Raw genomic sequence first — 15,163 nt, forward strand, 5'->3', positions numbered from 1 at the left:
TACCGCCGTACCCCGGGCCGGCGGCCAACACCCCCGCAGATCGTGAGACGGGGGTGACAGCTCAGCCGGCTACGACGCCTCTGACCGGTAGCACGACCGGTCACCTTTTCTCACAGGCTTCGCACAGGTCACAGGCCCAGTTGGGTCGGCATGGTTGGTGGGCCTGAGTCGAGGAGTTTGCGGAGCAGCGTCGGCAGTTCGCGGGGGGCGAAGCGTTCTGCGTGGGCGTCCAGGTCGGGTAGGGTCCACCACTGCATGGCGTGGACGTTCTCGGCGCGGAGCTCCGCCGCGGTGAGGGTGCCGGCGGGGGTGAAGTGGTTCGTGCGGATCAGGAAATAGTCGTTGATCACCCCGTCGAAGCCGGTGGCGTGGCCGTCGGCAACGATCTCCTGGTGCCAGAGGTGCGGCGGGTCGGGGAAGTCCGTCAGACCTACCTCTTCGATGAGCTCACGGCGCAGACCTTCGACCAGCGTCTCCCCGGCCTCGACGCCGCCGCCGGGCGTGGCCCAGAGCGGCCCGTCGGGGAACTCGAAGCGGACCAGCAGGACGCGGTCGTCCTCGTCGAGGATCACGCCGCGCGCCGCCGGCCGGAGCCGGGGCAGCCGGAGCTCGACCTCTCGATGCTCCTCGACCGCGCGGAACCCGAACCGCGCGTTGACCTTGCGCATCGGGGCGTTCGACAACGCGGTCCAGGTGTGCAGGAAGCGTTGCGCCGTACGGTGTTTCGCCAGCTGCTGCAGGTTCGCCAGCTTCAGATGGGTCCCCAGGTTGTGGCCGCGATGCTCACGCAGTACCAGCGTGTCGTCCTGCTGGGCGTGCTCGGCGTCCGCCCGCGGCAGATAGATCAGCGTGTACCCGGCCGGCTCGCCCGCGTCGGTGTGCGCCATCGTCACCAGGGCGAGGTAGGTCCGGTCGACGCGCGCCTCGCTCGCGGTCAGCTTCTCGACCGTCCACGGCACGAGCTCGCGCGTCATCCCGCCGGTCGGCACGTCCAGATCCATCGCGGTGTGCAGATCGGCGTACGCCTGCTGATGCTCCGGCGGGCACAGCCCCGCCCACGACGTCAGCCGGTACCCGTCGAGCGGGCCCGCCGCGGACCGCAGCTCGTCCAGCCGCAGGTCGTCGTACGGCAGCGGTACGACGAGATGCTCCTCGACATGCTCCACCTGGAACCCGAGCCGCTCCGCGAACGCGGCGCCGGGCGACGGATCCCCGGGTACGCCGAGCTCGGCCTGGACGATCGTCCTACCGAGCTGCGCAGAGCGCGTGACGGCCCACCGCCACAGCGCCGTACCGATCCCGCGGCGCCGGTGCTCCGGCGGTACGGCGATCTCGACCTCGACCGTGTCGAGGTTGTCGGTCAGCCGGTACTCGAACAGCAACGTCGCGAGCACCCGCTCGTCCTCGAACGCGCCGACCGCGATCCGCCGCTTGAGCGGGCCCGGGGTGCGCAGCGAGAACCCGAGGGTCTCCCGGCCGACCACCAGCGCGGCCTCCCGGCCGGCGATCGCGCCGGCCCGGAAGGCGTCGTACCACTCGTCGAACAAGGCCAGGTCGGCCGGGTCGATCTCGCGAATGCTGATCACCCGGCCGACCCAACCAAACAATCGGGTCAGGACGCCACCCGTTTAGGCCGGCGCGACCTTGCCCGAGTACATGCCCATGATCACGAAGTTGTCCGCGTACGGCGCGTTCTTCAGGATCGGGTCGTCGTCGGCCGGGAATTTCGCCACCCGGGTGCCCTCGAGAGCCGGGTTGTTACCGTAGCGCTCCCAGAGCGGGATGATCGGCAGCAACTCGTTGAACGCCATCGCCGCGGCGGTGATGTTCTTCTTCTGCTCGTCGACGTTCAGGCCCTGGGCGGACTTGTCCACAACGGCCTTCAGGTCGATCGGACCGGCCGAGGTGGTCTGGTTGAGCGGGAAGTTCATGCCCTTGCCGCCGGAGTTCGCCGCGATCACGTAGTTGAACGTGTACAGGTCCTGGACGAACGCGAAGTACGGGTGCGGGTGGTTCGACGCACCCCAGCCCTGGATGGCGATGTCGAACTTGCCGGCCAGGACGTCCGGGTTCAGCTGGGTGAAGGTGATACCCCGCTTGGTGATGTTGAACCCGAACTTGTTCAGCTGGTCGGCCGCGTTGGTGGCGGCCGGGTTCCAGTCGGCGAACTCGGTCGGGAACTTGATGTCGTAGGCGGCCGGCTTGCCGTTCGGCAGCGTCCACTTGCCACCGGTCTTCTTCCAGCCGGCTTCCTGCAGCAGCTGCGTGGCCTTGGCCTCGTCCTTCTCGTACGCCTGCAGCTTCTTCTGGTCGGCGTCCGAGATCCAGTCGGGCACGAGGATGTCGGAGAAGCCGGCCATGAACTTGCACGGCTTGCCCGAGTCGCCGAGCGCGACCGTGCCGTTCTCGTTGCGGTCGAGGACGTACGCGATCGCCTGCCGTACCTTGGCGTCGGCCAGCTCCGGGTGGGTGGTGTAGTTGAACACCAGCGACGGACCCGAGTACACCGGCGGCCGGAGGATCCGGAAGCCGCTGCCCTGCAGGGTCTTCTCGCTGGCCACCGCGAAGCCGTGGGTCGCGTAGTCGACGTCCTTGTTCATCACGACCGGCGTGATGTCGGAGGTCTCACCGTTGTAGATGATGACCTTCGAGAAGCCGACCTTGTCGGCGAACAGGCCCTTGTCGTTCTTGACCAGCGTCATCTGTGCGTTGGTCATGGTCTTCGGGTCGAAGTTGAACGGGCCCGAGACGACCGGGTTCTCCGGACGGAACTTCTGGAAGTCGCCGTTCAGCTTCTTGCCCTCGGGGCTGTCCAGGCTGGTCTTGGCCTTCCGCAGGGCCTCGGCCTTGGTCGCCCACTCGCCGTAGACCGAGTCGGGCAGGATCCCGGCGCGCAGGATGTACCGCTCGAGCACGGTGGACGGCGTACCGATGGTGAACACCACGGTGGTGTCGTCCTTGGCGCTGACGTCGGACAGGAACGTCCAGTCCTGCTGACGCAGCAGCCAGCGGAGGTTGAACGTCGATACGACGTCCTTCGACGTGACCGGCTTGTCGTCGCTCCACTTCAGCCCGGAACGCAGCTTCAGCGTGTACGTCTTGGTCGCCTCGTCCAGTTGCCCGGACTCGGCCATCATCCATTCCCACTTCTTGTCGGCCCAGTAGTACATGCCGGCGCTCGGGTAGACGAGGTCGAAGTACGGGCTGTTGCTCGCCTGGATGCCGTCGGTGACACCGGCGGCCAGGTTGAAGTGGCCCTTCGGCGGCAGCTGGTACGGGTACGCGCCGTGGAACTCGCCGCCGGACTTGCCGCCGCCTTCGTTGTTGCTGTTCGGGGTACTCGGCGAGCACGCCGTCAGTGACCCGATGCCGGCTGCGCCGACACCGGCGATGCCGAACAGCTGGAGCACGTGCCGGCGAGAGACCGCGTTGGTCAGGGCGCTCGCGCCCGTCCCGTTGGTGCCGGGATCGTTGGTGTCGGTGGGACTCATCCTTCGTCCTTTCTGAACTGACCACACGCCCATGTGGGTCAGGTACTACTGGTGGGATTAACTACCGCCCTCGCGTTTTTCCCGGCGCCGGGTCAGGACGACTCCGACGACGACCACCAGGCCCAGTAGCAGGCCCAAACACAAGGTGAACAGGGTGACGACGAACTGCGGGGTGCCCGGCGTCAGGGTGAGCAGCAGCACTCCGCTGGCCAGCACCAGGAAGGCCGCCCAGCCGAGCGCCAAGCGCCCGATCTGTGATCCCATCAGGCCCCCGGCTCATCCGGCCGCTTCTCTGGTACGCCGTCGCGCGCCACCACGTGGCACGCGGCGGACTGGCCGGGACGGATCTCCATGAGCTCGGGCACCTTCCCGTCGCACAGCCCGTCCTCGAACAGCGGGCAGCGCGGATGGAACGTGCAGCCGGACGGCAGGTGCGCCAGGCTCGGAATCTCCAGGCTGCGCAGCGACTCGCGGCCCTTGGTCTTGGTCAGGTCGGGGTCCGGCTCCGGGATCGCGTCGATCAGCGCCCGGGTGTACGGATGCGTCGGCGCGTTGATGATCTTCGGCGTCGGCCCGAACTCCACGATCCGGCCGAGGTACATCACCGCGGTCTTGCCGTGCCAGCCGAAGTATTTCGCGATGGCCAGGTCGTGGGTGATGAACAGGAACCCGACGCCGAGGTCGTCGCGCAGCCGGCCGAGCATCGCGAGCACGCTGATCCGGATCGACACGTCCAGCATCGAGGTCGACTCGTCCGCGATGATCAGCTTCGGGTCCAGCGTGAGCGCCCGGGCGACCGCGACGCGCTGGCGCTGGCCGCCGGACAGCTGGTGCGGGAACTTCGACAGGTAGGTCTCGGGTGGGGTCAGGTCGACCTTGGTGAGCAACTCGGTCGCTCGCACGACGGCGGCCTTCTTGTTCTTCACCACGCCGTGCTTGAGCAGCGGAGCGATCATCGTCTGCAGGATCGTCCGGGTCGGGTTCAGCGAGGCGTACGGGTCCTGGTGGACGTACTGCACGCTGCGACGGAAGGTGCCGAAGTCGTTCCGGTTCATCGACCAGATGTCGGTGCCGTCGAAGCCGACCTGGCCGCTGGTCGGCCTGGCGAGGCCGGCCGCCATCCGGGCCGCGGTGGTCTTCCCGGAACCGCTCTCGCCGACCAGGCAGAGCACCTCGCCGGGATTGACCGACAGGTCGATGTTGTCGACCGCCCGGATCGGCCCGGCCTTGGTGTCGAACACCTGGCTGACGCCGTCGAGCGTCATCAGCGGCGTCGCGGCAGCGGCCTCAGTCTCAGGGGACTTCTCCAGCGCGCTCATGATGCGTTCCCCAAGTCGCTCGGCACCTCGCGCTCGAGGTGCACCTCCTTCCAATGGATGCAGGCCGCTTCGTGCGCGTCACCGGGCTCGTCGGTGATCGGGAGCAGCGGCGGGTCCTCCTCCTTGCACTCGTCGGTCGCGTACTTGCAGCGGGGGTTGAACGTGCAGCCCGGCGGCAGCGCGGCGAGGCTCGGCGGACCGCCCGGGATCGACTCCATGTCCGGCAGGTCGCCGACGATCGGCGGCACGGCCTTGATCAGGCCGAGCGTGTACGGGTGGCGCGGCCGGTAGAACATGTCCCGGACGCCACCGGTCTCGATGATGCGTCCGGCGTACATGGTGGCGACCCGGTCGGCGAGCTCGGCGGCCAGCGACAGGTCGTGGGAGATGAAGATCATCGAGAACCCGAGCCGCTCGCGGACCTCGTGCAGGACGTCCACGACCGACCGCTGGGTGAGGATGTCGAGCGCCGTGGTCGGCTCGTCGAGGATCAGCACCTCGGGTTCGAGCAGCAGGCTCATCGCGATCAGCACGCGCTGCCGCATACCGCCGGACAGCTCGTGCGGGTAGCTGTCCATCACCCGGGTCGGCTCGAGGCGGACCAGCCGGAGCAGCTCAGCCGCCCGGTCCTCGATCTCCTGTTTGCTTGCCTTGGTGTGCGCGCGCATCGTGTCGTGCATGTGGGCGCGGATCTTCAGCACCGGGTTGAACGCGTTCATCGCGCCCTGGAAGACCATCGCCGCGTCCCGCCAGCGGAAGTCCCGCAGGTCCCTGCCGTTCAGGCCGAGCACGTCGATCGTCGTGCCGTCGCCGCGGTTGAACGTCACCTGTCCGCTGGCGTGGCCCAGACGCGGCAGCAACCGCAGCAGGCCGAGCCCGAACGTGGTCTTGCCGCAGCCGCTTTCGCCCACCAGGGCGAGGCTCTCGCCCGGGAAGAGGTCGAGGTCGATACCGCGCACCGCCTGCACCGTCGCACCGGCGCCGGTCCGGTACTCGACCTTGAAGTCGCGGATCGACAGCAGCGGCTTGCCCTCGCCGCCGCGCACCGCGCGAGCCGCGCCTGAGGTAGTCGTCGTCACCATGCTCACCGGTCCCGGAGCCGCGGGTTGAGGATCTCTTCGAGGGATCTCGTCATCATCACCAATCCGAGCAGCAGCAGGACGATCGCGACGATCGGGCTGAGGATCCACGCCAGGCTCGCGTCGTTGAAGATCGCGCCGGCGATCCAGGCGCGGTTGAGCATGATGCCCCAGTTGGCCCCGCTCAGCGGTGCCAGGCCGAGCAGGTAGAAGCCGACCAGCTGGTAGATCGCGTTCGTCACGCCGATCATGAAGTTCATCAGGATGAAGCTGGCCATGTTCGGCAGGATCTCGACGAACACCACCCGCACCGTCCCGAGGTCGAGCAGCCGGGCCGCCTCGACGAACTCACGCTCCCTGAGCGAGAGGACCTGCGCACGCACCGCCCGGGTCAGCACCGGCCAGGACAGGAAGCCGACCAGGAGCGCGAGCAGGAGCGGTGAGTCGAGCTTGAAGAACGCACCGAGGACAGCGAGCAGGATGATCGTGGGGACCGTCAGGAAGACGTCGACCGCAGTGACCACCGCGGAGTCGAACCAGCCGCCCAGGTAGGCGGCCAGGGACCCGAGAATGATCGCGATGACCGTCGAGATCGCCGCGGCGAAGAAGCCGACGAAGATGACGGTCCGGCCGCCGCCGATCATCTGGGCCAGGACGTCCTTGCCCTCGTTGTCGGTGCCGAGCAGGTGGCCCGGCGAGCCGGCCGGGAGCAGGATCTCCTTGACGTTCGGCGCGATCTCCGGGGTGAAGAACGGCCCGATCGCGGAGATCAGTATCAGCAGCAGAACCACCACGAAGCCGATGAAGCCGGCCGGGCTGCGGCGCAGCGAGCTGAGGATGCCCGCGAACCGGGAGACACCTGTCGTGCCGATCGAGGTGACCGGAATCGAAGCTTCAGTCATCTCAGTTCACCCCTTGGCCTTGCCGCTGAGCCGGATTCGCGGATCCAGTCGGCTGTAGAGGATGTCGGCCAGCAGGTTGGCCGCCACCACGGAGATCGTCAGCACCAGGAAGATCCCTTGCAGCACCGGGTAGTCGCGGCCGTTGATCGCGTTGAACAGGCTGAAACCGATGCCCTGGTAGCCGAAGATCCGCTCGACGAAGATCGAACCGCCGACCACGAACCCCAGCGACACCGCGAGCTGGCTGAACAGTGGCAGTACGGCGTTCCGCCCGACGTACCCGGACCGGATCCGCGAGTCCGACAGGCCGCGCGCCCGGGCCACCGTCACGTAGTCCTCGCCGAGTGTCTCCACCGTCGACGACTTCATCACCAGTGCCCAGGAGCCGACCGTGGTCAGCGCGTAGGCCAGGATCGGCAGCGTCGCGTGGTAGAAGATGTCGTTCAGGAAGCTCAGGCTGAACGACGGCTCAACGCCGGGTGTGTACGAACCGCGCGCCTCGGTCAGGTTGAACCACTGCAGCTTCACGCCGAGGAAGACCACGATCAGGATCGCCAGGATGTAGTTCGGGATCGCGTGCAGCAGCGCGCCGAGCGAGCTGAGCGTATGGTCGACCCAGCTCTCCCGGCGGTAGGCCATGATCATGCCGGCCACGATGCCGGCGGCGAAGCTGATCACGGTGGCCACACCGACCGAGAACAGCGTCCACGGCAGGTAGGTCGTGATCACCTGCGCCACGGTGGTGCCTGGCGACAGGATCGAGTTGCCGAAGTCGCCGTGCAGCAGGTTCACCATGTAGGTGAAGTACTGCGAGATCAGCGGAGCGTCCGGGTCCAGCGAGAACAGGTTCTGCGCCTGCGCCGCGGCCGCCTCGTACGAGATACCGGTCTGCGCGATCTGCGTCTGGATGTACGTTTCCACCGGGTTGCCCGGCAGCAGCCGGACCAGGAAGAACGTGCCGGTGGTGACGATGAAGACGGTCAGGAGCGCCTTCAGGAGTCTTCGTACCAACCAGGCGCTGAAGAAGCGCCGAACAGCCGAGGGGCTCGGTTCGACGGCCGGTCCTTCGATCAGCTTCGCCGCGGACGTGTCGACCGCACCGCTCACTGCTCACCTCCACGCGACTGCAGGGGAAAGTCGGTGGCGCAGACCCTGATCAGCCAGACTTAGTAACACTGTCTTGCAAGGATCTGCGCATTGTGCAGACAGTCTGCGCAACCCTGGTCATCGAGTCAACGACTTGAGGCAACGTTGAGACAACGTTGCGCACCGTGACGCAACGGTACCGGCGCGTACAGGAATTGCCCGCCTCCGACACGGAGACGGGCAATTCCCCCAGAGATTCTGGAGGTTTCTGACGGTTCAGCGCGTTGCGCGGTTGACAGCTGACACGACGGCCTTCAACGAGGCGGTGAGAATGTTCGCGTCCCGGCCGACGCCCCAGAACACCTCGTCGCCGACCTCGCACTCGACGTAGGCGGCCGCCAGTGCGTCGCCGCCCGCGGAGAGCGCGTGCTCGTGGTAGTCCAGCACGCGGACGTCGTACTTCAGCGGCCGGATCGCGTCGACGAAGGCCGAGACCGGACCGTTGCCTTCACCAACCAGTTCGTGCGGGACGCCGTTGGCATAGACCTGAACCCGGAGCTGGTCGCCCTGGCCCTCACCGGACGTCGAGGTGACGGTCAGCAGCGACAGCGCGCCGGGCGCCAGGTACTCGGCCGCGAAGATGTCCCACATCTGCTGCGGGCCGACCTCGCCGCCCTCGTTGTCGGTGTGCTGCTGGATCACCCGGCTGAACTCGATCTGCAGCCGGCGCGGCAGGTCGAGCCGGTGCTCCGACTTCATGATGTACGCGACGCCGCCCTTGCCGGACTGCGAGTTCACCCGGATCACGGCCTCGTACGAGCGGCCGACATCCTTCGGGTCGATCGGCAGGTACGGCGCCTCCCAGGCGATCTCGCCCACCGGCCGGCCCTCGGCCGCTGCCTGCTTGTCGAGCGCCTCCAGGCCCTTCTTGATCGCGTCCTGGTGCGAGCCCGAGAACGCGGTGTAGACCAGGTCGCCGGCGTACGGCTGCCGCTCCGGAACGCGCATCTGCGTGCAGTACTCGACCGTGCGGCGGATCTCGTCGATGTCGGAGAAGTTGATCTGCGGGTCGATGCCCTGGCTGAACAGGTTCATCCCCAGGGTGACCAGGTCGACGTTGCCGGTCCGCTCGCCGTGACCGAACAGGCAGCCCTCGACGCGGTCCGCGCCGGCCATCAGGGCCAGCTCGGTCGCGGCCACCGCCGTACCGCGGTCGTTGTGCGGGTGCAGGCTGATCGTGCTGTGCTCGCGACGGGTCAGGTTGCGCGAGAACCACTCGATCTGGTCGGCGTACACGTTCGGGGTGGACATCTCGACGGTGGCCGGCAGGTTCAGGATGATCTCGCGGCCCTCGGCGGGCTGCCAGACGTCGCTGACCGCCTCGCACACCTCGAGCGCGAACCCCAGCTCGGTACCGGTGAAGATCTCCGGGCTGTACTGGTACCCGAACTCGCAGTCGCCGAGGATCTCGTCGGCGTACTTCATCACCGTCTCGGTGCCGCGGACCGCGATCGCCCGGCACTCGGCCTTGTCGACGTTGAACACCACCCGGCGGAACAGCGGCGCGGTCGCGTTGTAGAGGTGGATCGTGGCCTTCGGCGAGCCCTGCAGCGACTGCACGGTGCGCTCGATCAGCTCCTCGCGCGCCTGGGTCAGCACCGAGATCGTCACGTCGTCCGGAATGACGTCGTCCTCGATGAGGCTGCGGACGAAGTCGAAGTCGTACTGGCTGGCGCTCGGGAAACCGACCTCGATCTCCTTGTAGCCCATCTTCACCAGCAGGTCGAACATCCGCCGCTTGCGGGCCGGCGACATCGGCTCGACCAGCGCCTGGTTGCCGTCGCGGAGGTCGGTGGACAACCAGCGCGGGGTCCTGTCGACGGACTTGGCCGGCCAGGTGCGGTCCGGCAGGTCGATCGGCGGGAACGCGCGGTAGCGGTGGATCGGCATACCGGACGGCTGCTGCACGGGCTGAGGCTGGTTCTTCGGTGCCACGGGGGTTCTCCTCGGAAGTACGGGTGTCGTGAAGGACGACCGGCGTACGACGAAACTCCGCGGCGAGGGACCGGCCTTGTCAGGCCTCGCCGCGGCAGCGAAGGAGGAGAAGCTGGTGCCGCATGATGCCAGCGAGTCTATGCACAACTCCCCCGGCCCGTCGAACCGGGGGTCTCGACCGGCGAGACACGGAGAGTGACGGGCCGCTCGCTGAGGATGTGCTGAGGATCGGGTTCCGCGGGTCGCGGAGCGGCACCGGGCTGGTGCGAGGATGGCCGGATGACGGCGCAGCAGACGGCGCGAGTACTGGTGGTCGAGGACGCGGAACCGATCCGGACCGCCGTCGGGATCGCCCTGACCGAGGCCGGGTACGACGTCCGCACCCGGCCGGACGGCGACGGTTTCGAGCGGGAGCTGGCGGAGTACCGCCCGGACCTGGTGCTGCTCGACGTGATGCTGCCCGGGCGGGACGGGTTCGAGCTGCTGGCGGTCGTCCGCGAGACGTCGAACGCCGGGGCGATCCTGCTGACCGCCCGTGACGCCGTCGACGACCGGCTCCACGGACTGCGGACCGGGGCGGACGACTACGTGGTCAAGCCGTTCGTGCTGGCCGAGCTGATCGCGCGGGTCGAGGCGGTGCTACGGCGGATGGGCCGGCTCCGAGCCGTGCTCGCCGTCGGGGACCTGGAGGTGGACGTCGAGGCCCGCGTCGTACGCCGGGCCGGGTCCGAGATCGAGCTGACCGCGACCGAGTTCAAGCTGCTGGCGTTCCTCGCGGGCCGCGCCGAGAAGGTCGTCGGCAAGACGCAACTGCTGACGGCCGTCTGGGGGTACGACGACTACGCCGACAACCTGGTCGAGGTGTACGTCAGCGGCCTGCGCCGCAAGCTGGAGGCGCACGGACCGCGGCTACTGCACACCGTCCGCGGCTCCGGGTACGTGTTGCGTACATGAGCGGCCTGCGTACTGCGTCCTTGCGCATCCGCGTGACGCTGACCGCCATCGCCGTACTGCTGGTGGTCCTGCCCGTCACCGGATTGACCGTGAAGGCGGTGTTCGACGCACAGGCGGAGCGGAGTCTCGACTCGTTGCTGACCGGGCGGGCGCAGCTGGCACAGCAGCTCGCCCGGCAGAACGTTGCACCAGGCAACTTGGTGCGCCGGGTGGACGCCGACGGGGTGCGGGTGACACTGGTACTGCGGAACGGGCGGCAGCTGGGCGCTCCGCCGATCGAGGCCGGCGGGACCGTGCGGCAGGTGAAGGCGACGTTGCAGGCGGGCCAGCAGACGAAGGGCGCGACGCTGCTGCTGTCCGCGGACACCGGGCTGCTCGCGGATGCGAGTGCGCGGTTGCGCAACGTGCTGATCGTTTCGGGCGGGCTGGCGATCCTGATCACCGCGTTCGCGCTGGCGCTCGGGATGCGGCTCGCGCTGGCGCCGCTGGACGCGATGACCGGGTTGGCGCGGTCGATCGCGGCGGGGCGGCGCGGCGGCCGGTTGCAGCCGGAGCGCGTAGACACCGAGCTCGGGCGGACGGCAGCCGCGTTCGACGAGATGCTGAACGCGCTCGAGGGCGCCGAAGGGGCCGCCCGGCGGGCCGAGGGGACGGCGCGCCAGGCGGAACGGGTGGCGCGGCAGTCGGAGGACCGGATGCGGGAGTTCGTCGCCGACGCCGCGCACGAACTGCGCACGCCGGTGGCCGGTCTGCAGACAGCCGCTGAGACGTTGATCCAGCTGGGTCCGGACGCATCGGCCGAACAGCGCGAGGAGCTGGAACTTCTCCTGGTCCGCGAGTCCCGCCGCGCCGGCACCTTGGTCGCCGATCTGCTCGAGCTCAGCCGCATCGACGCCGGCCTCCAACTGCAGCTGGCATCTGTCGATCTGCGCGAGCTCGCCGAGGCACAAGCCGCCCGCCTCCGCCTGATAGCCCCCGAGGTCACCGTCGAGCTTCACGGCTCGGCAACGGTCACCGCCGACGCGGATCGCCTCACCCAGGTCCTCACCAACCTGGTCGACAACGCCCGTCAGGCCGGCGCCCGCGCGCTCCGCATCACGGTCGCACCGACCGGCGTACTGGTCGAGGACGACGGCCCCGGCGTACCTCCGCCTGCTCGCGAACGCATCTTCGCCCGCCTGGTGCATGGACCGCACAGCAAGGGCGCCGGCCTCGGCCTGGCCATCGCCCGCGGCGTCGCCCGAGCCCACGGCGGCGACCTGACAGTGACAGACCGCGCCGACGGCCGCCAAGGCGCGGCCTTCCACCTCGTCCTCCCCCGCCTGCCGTGACCCCCGCTCGGAGCACGCCCCTCTGATGGGTATACGTCCGAGATGCAGGGTTCACCACCCGGATCCGGGCCGCAAACCCTGCATCTCGGACGTATACCCACGAGAGGCCGGACGGTCAGGCCCGGAGGAGGTTGGGGATCGTGGTGGTGTGGTTGGCGAGGATCTTTGCGGGGTCGGCGCCTAGGACGTGGTGGAGGACCGTGGCGTAGACGTCGCGGAAGTCGGTGGTCGTGCGTAGGTCGCCGTTCGAGAGGTCCGTCAAGCTGGGCTGCTCGCCGTAGAAGCCGCCCGTGACCTTCTCGCCGAGCAGGAACACCGGGCCGGCGGTGCCGTGGTCGGTGCCGTCGCTGCCGTTCGCCTGCACGCGGCGGCCGAACTCGGAGTACACGAGCACCATCGCGTTCTTCCCCCGCTCGGTCTTCTGCAAGCGTTGGACGAACGGCGTCAGCGCGCCGTCCAGCTCGGTCAGCAACCGCTGCTGCGTGCCCCGCTCGTCGGCATGCGTGTCGAAGCCGCCCAGCGAGGCGGAGTACGCCCGTGTCGGTACGCCGGCCTCGATCAGTCCTGCGATGAGTTCGAGCTGTGCCCCGAGTTGCGACGCACCGCCGGCGGACGCGCCCTTGTTCCGCTCCTCGTCGTCCTCGTCCTCACGTTCGTGACCGCTGCGGACCGCCTTCCCCAGTACCTGTGCCGCGTTCTGCAGGTCGAGCACCGACTTGGCCGCCTTCGCCTGCCACGGACCCTCACCCGGGCTCGGCTTCCCCAGCGCCGCGTACGCCGTCCCGACCGGACCACCCGGCAACGCCAGCCCGCGCAGCGGCAAGGACGCGGCGGCCGTGGTCTCCCCCGCCAGCAGCGGCGGAAGGGTCGGTTCGACGGAGATCGCACGCAGCGGATCCGCTCCGGTCGCGTCCAGCCAGCGGCCGAGCCACCCGCTCGGGACCGGCGACTTCGGCGACGCCGTCTGCCAGATCGCCATCGACCGGAAGTGGCTGCGATCCGGCTCCGGATAACCGACCCCGCGGACGATCGCCAGCCGCTTGTCGTCCCAGAATCCCTTCAGGCCCTTCATCCCCGGGTTCAGCCCGAGCCCGTCGCCGAGATCGAGCACCTCGTCACCGCCGTACGCGAGCTCCGGGCGCGCCTTCTGGTACGCCGGATCCGCCGCCGGTACGACGGTGTTGAGCCCGTCGTTCCCGCCGTACAGCGTGATGACGACCAGCACCGACTGCTCGCTCGGCAGCGGATCGTCGACAGCTGCCGCCATCAGGTCGGACCAGTTCACTTGGGTCGCACCGGCCGCCAGCGCACCGGCCGCGGTCACGCCGCTGAGCGTCAGGAACCGCCGTCTCGTCAGATTGTCCACAATCTCCTCCTAGGACCTAGGCGCTCACGACGTATTCGGGGGCGCAGGCCGCGACCGCGATCAGGTGCGCGGGATCCTTCACGCCGGTCAGCGCCGCGCGGGTCCGGTCGGACCAGCCGTCGACGCCCAGCAGTGCGCCGGCTGCGCCCGCTCGATCCCTCGCGTTGTCGACAATCGAAAGGTCGGCAATCTTCGCCAGCTGCTGTGCGAGCTGCAACCGCGTCAGACCGGCCGATGTCGTCAGCCAGCTCGCTCCGGCCGGCCAGCCGCCGACACTCGGCGGGCGGTACGGCAGCTGCCCCATCCCCCGCAACCCGGCGAGCAGCTTGGCCTGCTCCTTCTCCTCCAGTTTTCCCGGCCGCAGCCGCAACGCCCGCAGCAGTCCGACCGTCCACTCCACCGGCTGCTTCACCAGACTCGCCGCCGGATCCTTGAACCCGGCCTCGCCCACCATTGCCATCAGCAACGACCTGATATCGCGTTCGGCGCCGTACGCCGTCGTGAGCCGGGCGACTGTCGCGCTGTCCGGCGGCGTCGCGGACACGAGCCGGAACCAGAGCCGCCCGATCACGAACGCAGCCGACGCGGGCTGCGCCAGCGCGAGCCGCGCGAACTCCTTGGCATCGAAGTCACCGGTCTCGCCGAGGATCGTCTTCGTCCCGGAGTCGAACCGCTTCCGCTGGAACATCGCGCCCTGGTCGCGCAGCACCCACCCGGTCAGGCAGCGGGCGCCCTGCGCCACGTCGGCTTCCTGGTAGTGGCCGATGCCGAGCGTGAAGAGCTCCAGGAACTCGCGGGCCAGGTTCTCGTTCGGCGAGCCCTTGCGGTTTCGTTGCCCGTCCAACCAGCGGATCATCGCGGTGTCGACGATCACCGCCTCGGCGAGGTCGCCGAACCGGCCGAGGGCGTGCCGGCGGTGGGTCTGGTTCTGGGCCAGCATCCAGGCCGCGTTGCGGACCTTCTGGTTGCTGGTCGCGAAATGCCCGTGCCAGAACCAGGTCAGCCGCTCCCCCGCGGTCCGGCTCACCACCATCCGGTCGAGCCACCAGATCGTCAGCTTCCGCTCCTGCGCCGCCCGCTGCCGGTTGGCCGCCTTCTTCGCTTCCTGGCCGCCCTTCTTCCCTTCCTTGCCGTCCTTCGCCTTGGCCGGTGCTTCCAGTCCGGTCGGCGGCGGGACCGCGGCGGCCGCCGCATCCGTGGCCGGCCCGAGCAGGCGCCGTACGGTCGCGTCGACACCGGCGGTCAGGTCGCCCGGCACCGGACCGAATCCCAGTCGGTCGTTCAGCCGCCGGACCAGTGCCTGCTCGCCCAAGGCTCGTTCGCTGATCCCGTTCATGCGTCCGATCGTGTCCGGCGAGCCCGCGCCGGACCAGCGTCCGCCGGCTTTCTTCAGCGGATCCACAGGTCCGAGTAGACAACGTCTACAACCATCCTGTAGACACTGTCTGCGTGATCGCCCTAGGCCTGCTGACAGCCTCCGCCTGCTGCCACGCGGCCTGGAACCTACTCCTGAAACGCGGCGGCCTAGGTGGTCCGGCGTTCGTCTGGCTGTGCGGCCTGCTGACGTTGCCGATCTCGCTCGTCCTGCTCGCCCGCGGCTCACTCACGACGGTCTGGTGGGCCGGGCTGGTGAGCATGGC

The 15,163-nt window shown here is 68.7% G+C and carries 12 protein-coding genes; 2 read left to right on the forward strand and 10 right to left on the reverse strand.

What is annotated here, in order from left to right:
* Nucleotides 1-128: 128 nt before the first annotated feature.
* From BJY22_RS33200 to leuA, 8 genes are all read right to left on the reverse strand, one after another.
* Complete coding sequence (locus BJY22_RS33200; RefSeq protein WP_167214870.1) at nucleotides 129-1,586, reverse strand: GNAT family N-acetyltransferase; 1,458 nt, start codon at nucleotides 1,584-1,586, stop codon at nucleotides 129-131.
* A gap of 42 nt (nucleotides 1,587-1,628) precedes the next feature.
* Nucleotides 1,629-3,491, reverse strand: a complete 1,863-nt coding sequence (locus BJY22_RS33205; RefSeq protein ID WP_167214873.1) for an ABC transporter substrate-binding protein — start codon at nucleotides 3,489-3,491, stop codon at nucleotides 1,629-1,631.
* Between the two features lie 57 nt (nucleotides 3,492-3,548).
* Complete coding sequence (locus BJY22_RS33210) at nucleotides 3,549-3,755, reverse strand: hypothetical protein (protein WP_167214875.1); 207 nt, start codon at nucleotides 3,753-3,755, stop codon at nucleotides 3,549-3,551.
* Nucleotides 3,755-4,810: an ABC transporter ATP-binding protein gene (locus BJY22_RS33215; protein WP_167214878.1), complete on the reverse strand. Its 1,056-nt coding sequence runs from the start codon at nucleotides 4,808-4,810 to the stop codon at nucleotides 3,755-3,757. Before BJY22_RS33215 ends, BJY22_RS33210 begins: the two co-directional genes overlap by 1 nt.
* Nucleotides 4,807-5,892 (reverse strand): ABC transporter ATP-binding protein, encoded by a 1,086-nt coding sequence (locus BJY22_RS33220; RefSeq protein ID WP_167214880.1) that lies wholly within the window; start codon nucleotides 5,890-5,892, stop codon nucleotides 4,807-4,809. The genes BJY22_RS33215 and BJY22_RS33220 overlap by 4 nt, the downstream gene beginning before the upstream one ends.
* Nucleotides 5,893-5,894: 2 nt before the next feature.
* The gene (locus BJY22_RS33225) at nucleotides 5,895-6,791 is read right to left on the reverse strand and encodes an ABC transporter permease (protein ID WP_167214883.1); all 897 of its coding nucleotides are present in this window, start codon (nucleotides 6,789-6,791) and stop codon (nucleotides 5,895-5,897) included.
* Between the two features lie 6 nt (nucleotides 6,792-6,797).
* Nucleotides 6,798-7,898 (reverse strand): ABC transporter permease subunit, encoded by a 1,101-nt coding sequence (locus tag BJY22_RS42040; protein ID WP_202891373.1) that lies wholly within the window; start codon nucleotides 7,896-7,898, stop codon nucleotides 6,798-6,800.
* Nucleotides 7,899-8,153: 255 nt separating this feature from the next.
* The gene (gene leuA, locus BJY22_RS33235) at nucleotides 8,154-9,827 is read right to left on the reverse strand and encodes a 2-isopropylmalate synthase (protein ID WP_202892487.1); all 1,674 of its coding nucleotides are present in this window, start codon (nucleotides 9,825-9,827) and stop codon (nucleotides 8,154-8,156) included.
* A gap of 324 nt (nucleotides 9,828-10,151) precedes the next feature.
* Here leuA and BJY22_RS33240 point away from each other — a divergent pair, with 324 nt between their 5' ends.
* Both BJY22_RS33240 and BJY22_RS33245 read left to right on the forward strand, forming a co-directional pair.
* The gene (locus tag BJY22_RS33240) at nucleotides 10,152-10,826 is read left to right on the forward strand and encodes a response regulator transcription factor (protein ID WP_167214889.1); all 675 of its coding nucleotides are present in this window, start codon (nucleotides 10,152-10,154) and stop codon (nucleotides 10,824-10,826) included.
* Nucleotides 10,823-12,157: a sensor histidine kinase gene (locus tag BJY22_RS33245; RefSeq protein ID WP_167214892.1), complete on the forward strand. Its 1,335-nt coding sequence runs from the start codon at nucleotides 10,823-10,825 to the stop codon at nucleotides 12,155-12,157. The genes BJY22_RS33240 and BJY22_RS33245 overlap by 4 nt, the downstream gene beginning before the upstream one ends.
* Before the next feature lie 115 nt (nucleotides 12,158-12,272).
* Here BJY22_RS33245 and BJY22_RS33250 read toward each other — a convergent pair whose 3' ends face one another.
* The gene (locus BJY22_RS33250; RefSeq protein ID WP_167214894.1) at nucleotides 12,273-13,523 is read right to left on the reverse strand and encodes a DUF1501 domain-containing protein; all 1,251 of its coding nucleotides are present in this window, start codon (nucleotides 13,521-13,523) and stop codon (nucleotides 12,273-12,275) included.
* A 16-nt stretch (nucleotides 13,524-13,539) separates the two neighbouring features.
* Nucleotides 13,540-14,925: a DUF1800 domain-containing protein gene (locus tag BJY22_RS33255; protein WP_337759706.1), complete on the reverse strand. Its 1,386-nt coding sequence runs from the start codon at nucleotides 14,923-14,925 to the stop codon at nucleotides 13,540-13,542.
* Nucleotides 14,926-15,163 lie beyond the last annotated feature (238 nt).

Source organism: Kribbella shirazensis (assembly GCF_011761605.1).
In the GTDB taxonomy this organism is placed as follows: Bacteria; Actinomycetota; Actinomycetes; order Propionibacteriales; family Kribbellaceae; genus Kribbella; species Kribbella shirazensis.